At 72.4% G+C, this 9013-nt stretch carries 12 protein-coding genes; 4 read left to right on the plus strand and 8 right to left on the minus strand.

The annotated features are described in order from the left end of the window. Positions 1-88: 88 nt before the first annotated feature. Positions 89-217, minus strand: coding sequence for a hypothetical protein (locus ABZ570_RS32785; RefSeq protein ID WP_358071869.1), 129 nt, complete (start codon positions 215-217; stop codon positions 89-91). A gap of 9 nt (positions 218-226) precedes the next feature. Here ABZ570_RS32785 and ABZ570_RS32790 point away from each other — a divergent pair, with 9 nt between their 5' ends. Further along, a complete protein-coding gene (locus tag ABZ570_RS32790) occupies positions 227-478 on the plus strand; it encodes a hypothetical protein (protein ID WP_358071871.1) in 252 nt (83 codons plus the stop codon). On the opposite strand, the gene ABZ570_RS32795 is transcribed toward ABZ570_RS32790, so the two are convergent. Both ABZ570_RS32795 and ABZ570_RS32800 read right to left on the minus strand, forming a co-directional pair. Beyond that, entirely contained in the window at positions 427-1902 is a 1476-nt protein-coding gene (locus tag ABZ570_RS32795; protein ID WP_358071873.1) for an MFS transporter, read from the minus strand. The two genes, ABZ570_RS32790 and ABZ570_RS32795, sit on opposite strands and share 52 nt — an antisense overlap. Before the next feature lie 71 nt (positions 1903-1973). Then, positions 1974-2210 carry a hypothetical protein gene (locus ABZ570_RS32800; RefSeq protein ID WP_358071875.1) on the minus strand — a complete coding sequence of 79 codons (237 nt, stop codon included), beginning with the start codon at positions 2208-2210 and terminating at the stop codon, positions 1974-1976. Positions 2211-2358: 148 nt separating this feature from the next. Between ABZ570_RS32800 and ABZ570_RS32805 the strand changes: the two genes are divergently transcribed. Continuing rightward, a complete protein-coding gene (locus ABZ570_RS32805; RefSeq protein WP_358071877.1) occupies positions 2359-3510 on the plus strand; it encodes a geranylgeranyl reductase family protein in 1152 nt (383 codons plus the stop codon). Here ABZ570_RS32805 and ABZ570_RS32810 read toward each other — a convergent pair. Continuing rightward, on the minus strand, positions 3497-4216 hold the full coding sequence (locus ABZ570_RS32810) for a zinc-binding dehydrogenase (protein ID WP_358071878.1): 720 nt from the start codon (positions 4214-4216) through the stop codon (positions 3497-3499). The two genes, ABZ570_RS32805 and ABZ570_RS32810, sit on opposite strands and share 14 nt — an antisense overlap. A gap of 3 nt (positions 4217-4219) precedes the next feature. After that, entirely contained in the window at positions 4220-4528 is a 309-nt protein-coding gene (locus ABZ570_RS32815; RefSeq protein WP_358071880.1) for an alcohol dehydrogenase catalytic domain-containing protein, read from the minus strand. A gap of 98 nt (positions 4529-4626) precedes the next feature. On the opposite strand from ABZ570_RS32815, the gene ABZ570_RS32820 reads away from it, so the two are divergent. Continuing rightward, positions 4627-4815, plus strand: a complete 189-nt coding sequence (locus ABZ570_RS32820) for a hypothetical protein (RefSeq protein ID WP_358071882.1) — start codon at positions 4627-4629, stop codon at positions 4813-4815. Between the two features lie 60 nt (positions 4816-4875). On the opposite strand, the gene ABZ570_RS32825 is transcribed toward ABZ570_RS32820, so the two are convergent. After that, complete coding sequence (locus ABZ570_RS32825) at positions 4876-6675, minus strand: 5'-nucleotidase C-terminal domain-containing protein (RefSeq protein WP_358071884.1); 1800 nt, start codon at positions 6673-6675, stop codon at positions 4876-4878. A gap of 221 nt (positions 6676-6896) precedes the next feature. Here ABZ570_RS32825 and ABZ570_RS32830 point away from each other — a divergent pair, with 221 nt between their 5' ends. After that, entirely contained in the window at positions 6897-7799 is a 903-nt protein-coding gene (locus tag ABZ570_RS32830) for an SDR family oxidoreductase (protein WP_358071886.1), read from the plus strand. Positions 7800-7829: 30 nt separating this feature from the next. Here ABZ570_RS32830 and ABZ570_RS32835 read toward each other — a convergent pair whose 3' ends face one another. Continuing rightward, positions 7830-8483, minus strand: coding sequence for a nucleotidyl transferase AbiEii/AbiGii toxin family protein (locus tag ABZ570_RS32835; protein WP_358071888.1), 654 nt, complete (start codon positions 8481-8483; stop codon positions 7830-7832). Beyond that, positions 8480-8806: a hypothetical protein gene (locus tag ABZ570_RS32840; RefSeq protein WP_358071890.1), complete on the minus strand. Its 327-nt coding sequence runs from the start codon at positions 8804-8806 to the stop codon at positions 8480-8482. Before ABZ570_RS32840 ends, ABZ570_RS32835 begins: the two co-directional genes overlap by 4 nt. Positions 8807-9013: the final 207 nt, after the last annotated feature.

Below are 9013 nucleotides of genomic sequence, written 5' to 3' on the forward strand. Positions count from 1 at the left end.
CTGGAACAGCTGACCACCAGCAGAACACGAACACGCTGGCCGGCGCCCCTGAACACGGGGTGCCGGCCAGCGGCGTCTGTGCACGACCTCAGGAAAGTTCGGCGACGCGGGTGGTGATCCAGCGGACGACAACCTCCGTCACCGACCGGTCGACCGGCTCCCGGACCTCCCGCCGGTACGCCCGTAGCGACGCCGGGCCGGGCTGCTGCCGCAGCACGTGGATGACGTGGGGCAGCAGGCAGGTCTCGACGGGCCCGCCCGCGCTCTCGGCGATCACCTGCAGGTCGGCATCTACGCCACCGACGAGGAGTTGGTCGGCTTCGTCGCCCGGCTGCGCGAGTTGTTCGCCGAGTTCGCGGCGCTGGGCCCCCGCCCCGACCGGACCCGACGGCTGCTCACCACCGTCCTGCTGCCGGCCGCGGACGGTCAGGCGGCCGCGCCGGATCGGGCCGGCCCAGCGGAACCGGACCGCCGGTGACCCAGCACGATGTCGACCAGCGCGGCGATGAGCGCCAGCGCGATGATCGCCGCGGCCAGCAGCAGGGAATGCCGGAAGGCGGTGGCCCAGTCGCCCCGAGTGTCGCCCAGCGTCGAGAAGAACAAGGCGCCGACCCCGGCGATCCCGGCGGCCGACCCGATCCGCTGGCCGGTCTGCAGCATGCCGGCCCCGCTGCCGGCCTGGGGCACCGGGACCTCCGACAGGGCCAGCGTCTGGTTCGGCGCGATGACCAGGCCACTGCCGAGCCCGGCCACCAGGAACGGCGCCGCGGTCAGCAGCGGCACCGAGAGGTGCGGTGAGCCGCGCAGCACCCAGACGACCGCGCTGAGGCCGATCACCACCACCAGCAGGCCGGCGGCGACCAGCGGCCGGCCGTACCGGGTGACCACCCGGCCGCCCACCGCCGACGCCGCCGCCGAGCCGAGCGCGAACGGGGTGATGGCCAGACCGGCGGCGAGGGCCGTGTAGCCGAGCCCGATCTGCAGGTACAGGGTGAAGATGAAGAAGATCGCGGTGAACCCGGCGAAGTAGAGCAGACCGATCAGCGTCCCCAGGGTGTACGAGCGCAGCCCGAACAACCGCAGGTCGAACAGGGGTTGCCGGCGGCGGGCGTACCGCCGCTCCCACAGGCCGAACGCGACCAGGAAGACCAGCCCGGCCGGTATGAGCAGCCATTTCGCCGCGCCCTGCCACTGCTGCCGCTGCACCAGCGGGAGCAGCACCAGGGTCACCCCGACGCCGAGCAGCAGCACACCGATCGGGTCGAGCCGGTGCCGGTCGGCCGCCCCGGTGGGGCGCGCCGGCATCAGCCGCCAGCCCAGCAGCACCGCGATGATGCCGACCGGCACGTTCACGAAGAACACGAACCGCCAGCCGTGCTGCTCGCCGCCGAGCTGGATGAGCAGCCCGCCAAGCAGCGGGCCGACCGCGGTGGAGATGCCGATGGTGGCGCCGAGCAGCCCGAACGCCCGGCCCCGCTCGGCCCCCCGGAACAGCTGCTGGATCATGCCGCTCACCTGCGGATTGATCACTCCGGCGGCGGCGCCCTGCACGAGTCTGGCGATGATCAGCCACAGCGGCGAGGCGGCCAGCCCGGCCACCGCACTGGTGACGGTGAACAGGACCAGCCCGGCCACGAACCCGGTACGCCGGCCGCGCGCGTCACCGAAGCGCCCGGCCGGCACCAGGATCAGGCCGAAGGTGAGCGCGTACCCGGAGAGCACCCACTGCAGATCGCTCGGCGTCGCGTGCAGGGCCCGGTCGATCGACGGCACGGCCACGTTGACGATGCTGACGTCCAGCAGCGTCATGAACGCGGCGACCAGGCCGACGCCGAGGGCCCGCCAGCGGCGCCGGTCGTCGTACCCGGCGGTGGCGGCCGGCACCGACCGGTCCGTGCTCATCGCACCCCCCGAAGGCCGTCGCTCCCGCATCCCCGCTCGCTACCCGGCCCCTGTCAGGGCAAACGGCGCAGTCAGGCCATCTGGCGCGCACACCACCGTGGGCCGAAGTCCAGACCCGCCATCGGGGAGTCCTCCCGGTGCAGCAGGCCCCGCTCGGTCAGCAGGTGCAACGGCTCGCGCAGCTCCTCCTCGGTCATCCCGGCCTCCTCGGCGATCAGATCGGGATAGGGCACGTGCCCCCGCACCTCCAGCTCGGTCACCGCCTCGTACACCCGTTGCTCGATGTCGGACAGCTGTACCTGCTGCATCGTTCCCTCCTCGGCGTGACCCGCCCGACGGGGCGGGCGGTCTGCGCCCGGCGGTTACCCGGCGGGCCGCCGATGATGCCCACCCGAATGAGGGGCGCTCCGGGCGCGTGACGAAGCCTTGCCAGAGGTCGTGCCCTAGGCTGCACCAGTGATCATTTCGGATCTCGTCGTCGTCGGTGCCGGCCCCGCCGGGCTCTCCGCCGCCCACGTCGCGGCTCGGGCCGGTCTCCGCACCGTGGTGCTCGAACGCGCCACCCACCCCCGCTACAAGACCTGCGGCGGCGGGCTGATCGGCACGTCGTTGGCCGAGGTCGCCGGCCGGATCGAGGTGCCGGTCCACGACCGGGCCGACCGGGTCACGTTCACGCAGGACGGGCGACGCGCCTTCACCCGCCGGCACACCAGCCCGCTGGTGAGCATGATCCGCCGCGAGGAGTTCGACCATCGGCTCCGGGCCGCCGCGACAGCCGCCGGGGCCGAGGTCCGCGAGGGCGTCGCGGTCCGCGCCGTCGAGCAGGACCCCGACGAGGTACGCCTGCGGCTGGCCGACGGCGACACCGTACGCGCCCGCGCGGTCATCGGCGCCGACGGCTCCTCCGGTGTCACCGCCCGGCACGTCGGGGTCGTCCACCGCCAGGTCGACCTGGGGCTGGAGGTGGAACTGCCCGTGCCACCCGCCGAGCAGGAGCGCTGGCGGGGCCGGGTGCTGATCGACTGGGGGCCGGTCCCCGGGTCGTACGCCTGGGTCTTCCCCAAGGGCGACCGGCTGACCGTCGGCGTCATCTCCGCCCGGGGTGAGGGTGAGCGGACCCGCGCCTACCTGCGCGACTTCCTGGCGCGGCTGGGCCTGTCCGGGCTGACCCCGGAGCACGACTCCGGCCACCTGACCCGCTGCCGCACCGAGGACTCGCCGCTGCGGCGCGGCCGCGTCCTGGTCGCCGGCGACGCGGCCGGTCTGCTGGAACCGTGGAGCCGGGAGGGGATCAGCTTCGCCCTGCGGTCGGGGCGGCTGGCCGGCGAGGCGGTGGCCGGCGGCGACCCGGACGCCTACGAGCGTGACGTGCACCGGCAGCTGGTGCCCGAGATGCGGGCCGGGCACCGGCTTCTGGAGATCTTCGAACGGCGGCCCGACGTGTTCCACGCGCTGCTGGCCACCCCACCCGGCTGGCGGATGTTCGTCCGGTTCTGCCAGGGCCGGGTGAGCTTCGACCGGGTCCTGGCCCGACGCCCGGTACGGGCCGGCCTGGCCCTGCTGGACCGGCTCCCGGCCCGCCGGCCGCCGACGGTCAGGGCAGGATGACCGCCCGGCCGTGGATCTCGCCCCGGCGCAGGGCCTCGTACGCCTCCGGCGCCCGTTCGAGGGGGAAGGTCTGCACATCGGCGTGCAGTTGCCCCAGCCGGCCCAGGGCGATCACCTCCTGCAGCTCGGCCCGGGTGCCCCAGAACGGCATCATGACGCTCGTCTCGAACGGCACGGTCGGCGGCTCGTCGGCGACCGGCCGGACCGGAAGCGTCCCCCCGGCGAGGCCGACCAGCATCAGCTGACCGCCGGTGGCGACCACCTGGCGGGCGGTCGTCAGGGTCGGGTCGGCCCCCACGAAGTCGAGCACCACGTCCGCCCCGTCCGGCGGCGGGCCCACCAACGCCCGGATCCTGTCCACGCTGTCCGGGCCGGCCTGCACCACCTCGTGCGCGCCCAGCCGGCTGGCCAGGTCCAGCGCCGCCACGTTGGTGTCCACCGCGATGATCCGGACCGCCGTGGTGGCCACTAGGATCTGCACCGCCATGTGGCCCAGACCGCCGATGCCGATCACCACGCAGGTGGTACCCGGGCGCAGCTTCGGGCGGGCCACCTCGATCGCGTGGTACGGGGTGAGTCCCGCGTCGGTCAGCGGTGCCGCCTGGGTCAGGTCCAGGTCCCCGACGTGCAGCAGCCGGGACGCGGGCACCACCACGTAGTCGGCCAGGCCGCCGTCGCGGCTCAGCCCGATGCCACCCACCGGCACCGTTCACTGGTTCTCCAGCCCGCGCAGGCAGGCGCGGCAGTGGCCGCAGCCGATGATCCCGTAGACCGCCGTCCGGTCCCCGGTGGACCAGCCGGCGACCCCCGGGCCGACCTGGTCCACCGTGCCGGCGATCTCGTGGCCGAGGGTCATCGGGACGGGGAACGTCCCCCTCGGCGCGTCGAGGATGTGCAGGTCGGAGTGGCAGGCGCCGACCGCGCCGACGCGCAGCAGCACCTCACCCGGTCCGGCCGTCGGGACGGCCACCTCCACCGGCTCCAGCACACCGGGAGCGGTCATCCGTACCGCGCGCATCGTCGCCCTCCACCTCATCGTCGACGGCCGATCGCGGCGGCTTACCCATGCCGTCCCGCTTGATGCGGTGGGTGGACCTCGGGGCGCACAATGCGGTCATGAGCGAGCGGACCGAGTCGTTCACGGACGAGGAGTACGCGTTCCTCCGGCACGTACGCTTCGGCGAGATGCCGCCGACGGTGCGTCCGGACGAGCGCGTGGAGTTGACGGAGACGGACGCCCGCCGGGACCGCCCGGAGCCGGCCGGCGGCCCCGACGAGTGGCACCTGCGGAACGTGGCGGGCTGAGCCCGGAAACGGCCGATGGGCCGCGGGTGGCTCACCCACGACCCATCGGACCGGTACGGATCAGAAGACCGGCACGCCCGCGCGGACCAGCTTCCAGTTCGGCACGGAGAAGTCGGCCGGGTCGATGACGCCCTTGGCCTGTGCCCAGTCGATGAGCAGCTGGCGGATCTCCTGCTGCGCGTTGTAGACCTGGGTCTTCACGATGCCGGGGAAGTTGCCGCCACCGCTGCGCCGGTAGTTGTTCACCGCGACCACGAACTGGGCGTCCGCGGCGACCGGGGTGTCGGTGCCCGGCAGCACCAGACGGGTGATCCGCTGACCGACCGGCTTGGAGATGTCGATGTCGTAGTCGACACCCGAGAGCGTGTCGTAGTTGTAGTCCGGCACGCCCGGGTCGCTGATGGTCGCGGGGTCGACGGCGGCACCCACCGGCAGCGTCACGAAGTACTTCGCCGAGTACTCCAGGTACGCCTTCACCTCGGCGCCGGTCAGCACGACCGCCTCGAGGGTGTTGTCGTACACGTAGAGGCCCGCGACGTCCCGGATCCGCACGTCCCCGGCGGGGAACACCGCGGAACGGCTGAACGGCGCCGCGATGGACAGCACCGGCAGGCCCGCGTACGCCGTGCCGGCCAGGGCCGCGGTGACCACCTCGGTCTGGACGTGGTTGATGAAGTCCAGAATCGGGGTGTCCTTGTACCGCGACTCGGCGGCCGAGAGCTCCACGCTGGACCGCGCGACGACCTGGTTGACGTAGTTGACCGTCTTGGTGTGCTGGCCGCGCACGGCCGCGAGCACCGCCGGGTCCTCGACCACGGTGTTGGTGTTCAGCAGGGTGGCGCGCTTGGCGACCACCTTCCAGCGGCCCTTCTCGCGGGCCAGGGTGAAGTCCATCCGGGTCAGCCGCTGGCCCCACTTCGACGGCTCCGAGGTGAGCACCTGCTCGCCGGTCGCGGTGTTCGTGACGAACTTCTCCGGCACCTCGTTGTGCGCGTGGCCGAAGAGGATCGCGTCGATGCCCGGCACCTGCTGGGCGATCAGCGCGACCGGGTTCTCGTTCGGCAGCTCCGAGCCGTAGCTGGAGGTGCCGCTGTCGCCGCCGTGGGCGGAGATGATGACCACGTCGGCGCCGCGCTCCCGCATGATCGGCACCCACTTCGCGGCGGTGGCGATCATGTCGGCGAAGACCAGCTTGCCCGCGACGTTGTCCTTGTCCCAGATGGCCACGCCAGGGTTGGTCAGGCCGAGGATGCCGACGTTCAGCTTCGGCGCGCCGTGCCCGCCGACGTCGACCGACTTGATCACGTACGGCAGGAAGGCCGGCTTACCGGTCTTCTCGTTGATCGCGTTGGCGGCGAGGGCAGGGAAGCCCAGCTGGTCGATCCACTGGGCCAGCAGCGGCAGGCCGTAGTTGAACTCGTGGTTGCCCAGGGTGACGGCGTCGTACCTGAGCACGTTCATCGCGTTGGCCATCGGGTGCGTCTCACCGGTGGCGGTGATCGGCTCCTGCTTGGCGTAGTAGGTGGCCAGCGGGGTGCCCTGGATGGTGTCGCCGGCGTCGAGCACCAGGGTCGCCTTGCCCTTGCGCTCGGCGCGGATCTGGTTGACCAGGGTGGCCAGCTTCGCGACGCCGACGTCGTTGTGCTTGCTGTCGTCGTACTCGGCGTCCTGGTAGTAGTCCCAGTTGTAGACGTTGCCGTGGGTGTCGGAGGTGCCGAGGACGGTCAGGTCCCAGGTCGTCGAGGCGTTGCCCTTCGACTCAGCCGCACGGGCGGGGGCGCCGGCGAGCAGGGGAGCGGTCGCGGCGGCGGCCGCGACAGCCAGCACCTGACGGCGCGAGGCGCCGGAGGAGGAGGTCATGAGGTGCCTTTCCATGGGGGTGACGCGCCTCGTCGGCGCCGTTGCGCACCATAACCACCGGCTGTCGCGGGCGCCACATCACCCCGGCGTGTTTCACCGCACCGGCACACCACGTCGTCTGGCTGTAACACCCGGTCCATCCGTACGTCGTTTCCGACGTGACCACGGGGGTAGGGCCGACTGGGAAACGCGACGGCACAAAGCGGCACGAGGAGAAGCCGGTGAGCGAGGACCAGTACACCCAGCAGGACCCCACCCGCCAGTACGGCCAGCAGCAGGGGCAGCCCGCGCAGCAGCAGCCCGCCCCGGGTTCCGAGCAGCGGATGGGACCAAAGCCGGACCACGGCGAGGAGTCCTACCGCGGTAGCGACCGGCTCGCCGGCAAGCGGGCCGTCATCACCGGAGGCGACTCCGGCATCGGCCGCGCAGTCGCCATCGCATACGCGAGGGAGGGGGCCGACGTGCTCATCTCCTACCTCGGCGAGCAGGAGGAGGCCGACGCCCGGGACACCGTCCGGCTGATCGAGCAGGCCGGCCGCAAGGGCGTCGCGGTGCGTACCGACCTCACCGACGAGAGCCACTGCCAGCAGTTGATCGACCGGGCGCTGGCCGACCTCGGCGGCATCGACATCCTGGTGAACAACGCGGCCTACCAGATGGCCCAGGACAAGGGCCTCGCCGGGATCACCAGCGAACAGTTCGACCGGGTGTTCAAGACCAACGTGTACGCCATGTTCTGGCTCTGCAAGCTGGCCGTGCCGCACCTGCGCGAGGGGTCCGTGATCATCAACACCTCCTCGATCCAGGCCTTCAACCCGTCGCCGCAACTGCTCGACTACGCCACCACCAAGGCGGCGATCGCCAACTTCACCAAGGCGCTCGCGCTGGACCTGGCCGACCAGGGAATCCGGGTCAACGCCGTCGCGCCCGGCCCGATCTGGACGCCGCTGATCCCGGCCACCATGCCCCCGGAGAAGGTGAAACAGTTCGGCACCGATGTGCCGCTGGGCCGCCCCGGCCAGCCCGCCGAGCTCGCCCCCGCGTACGTCTTCTTCGCCTCGCAGGAGTCCAGCTACGTGACCGGGGAGATCCTCGGCGTCACCGGCGGCAAGCTCACCCGCTGACGGGCGTCCCGGGTGGCCGCCCGGTGCCCGTCAACGGGGCCAGGTGGCCATCCTGCGGCGGACCTCGGCGACCTGGCCCGCGTCCAGCCCGTAACGGGTGAAGCGACGGTCCGGCACCTGATCCAGGTAGCGGCCCGCCGCCCGGACGTCCGCGACGTCGAGCGCCGGGTCCACCTGGCGGGCCAGCTCCAGCAGCTCCGCCACCTCGTACCGGTCCAGCGCGGCGGCGACGTCGATGTAGTCGCGTACCTCCCGGCGGTTGACCAGCGCGGCGGTCTTGTTGGCGATCAGGTCGCGGACGTCCATCACCGGCCCCAGATCCATCACCACCGGGCTGCGGTAGCGGTCGAGCCGGGCCAGGCTGAGCCGGATCTGCCGCCCGTCCCGGCTCACCACGAAGTCCCGCATGTCCCGGTCGAAGCCGTCGAACAGCTCCGCCAGCTCGCTGTCCGGGTCCGCGTCGACCACCTGGTAGCCGGCCCGCTCCAGCGCGGCCCGCACCCCGTCCGCCGCCGCGGCGGCCGCCCCCTCCACGTCGGCGAAGAGGTCGACGTCCTCGGTGGGGCGGGTGACCAGGCCGTGTGCGGCCCAGGCCACCCCGCCGCCGAGCACGAACCGGTGCGGGCCGGCGGCAGCGAGGGCCACCCGGGCGACGTCCCGATAGAAGTCGTGCAGGTGGCTCACGCGGTACGCAGGTCCCGGTGCCGGCTCTCCCACGCCAGGCGTACGCCGCGCGGCAGGTTCAGCCGCCGCCACACCCGGCGGAGGGTACGCCCGTCGATCAGGTCGCGCAGGTCGTCGATCCGGGTGGTCTCCCGCAGCACGTTCTCGTACATCCACAGCAGGTCGTCCGGGTCGCCGAGGTCGAAGGCGCGTTCGCTGCTCCACATCAGGCGTACGGGCAGCTCGACGAGGCCCCGGGTGGGGCCGGTCAGCTCGGCGAGGGTGCGGGCCACCACGGCGGGACGCCCGGGGCGGGCGAGGTACGCGCTGGTGATGGCCGGCATGCTGTCAGGGTAACTCCTGTCCTTTGATTGCGGTCGTTCCGGTTCGGGTTGTGGCCTGCGGTGGTCTTTGGTTGCGGTTCCGGCTGTGCCCTGGGGTGCCTCGGTGGTTGCGGTTTGGGGTGTGCGTGGCGGTGCGTGGGTGGTTGCGGTTCTGGGTGTGGCCCGCCGTGCCCGGCTCCGGGCGGTCAGGCTTGATCCCTGCGCCGG

Origin of the sequence: Micromonospora sp. NPDC007271 (genome assembly GCF_040634005.1) — a bacterium.
Lineage (GTDB): Bacteria > Actinomycetota > Actinomycetes > Mycobacteriales > Micromonosporaceae > Micromonospora.

Excerpts from the sequence above, each read along its gene's own strand:
- ABZ570_RS32800 (WP_358071875.1), bottom strand. The coding sequence starts at position 2,210 with ATGCAGCAGGTACAGCTGTCCGACATCGAGCAACGGGTGTACGAGGCG.
- ABZ570_RS32820 (WP_358071882.1), top strand. The coding sequence starts at position 4,627 with ATGAGCGAGCGGACCGAGTCGTTCACGGACGAGGAGTACGCGTTCCTC.
- ABZ570_RS32840 (WP_358071890.1), bottom strand. The coding sequence starts at position 8,806 with ATGCCGGCCATCACCAGCGCGTACCTCGCCCGCCCCGGGCGTCCCGCC.
- ABZ570_RS32795 (WP_358071873.1), bottom strand. The coding sequence starts at position 1,902 with ATGAGCACGGACCGGTCGGTGCCGGCCGCCACCGCCGGGTACGACGAC.
- ABZ570_RS32815 (WP_358071880.1), bottom strand. The coding sequence starts at position 4,528 with ATGCGCGCGGTACGGATGACCGCTCCCGGTGTGCTGGAGCCGGTGGAG.
- ABZ570_RS32825 (WP_358071884.1), bottom strand. The coding sequence starts at position 6,675 with ATGACCTCCTCCTCCGGCGCCTCGCGCCGTCAGGTGCTGGCTGTCGCG.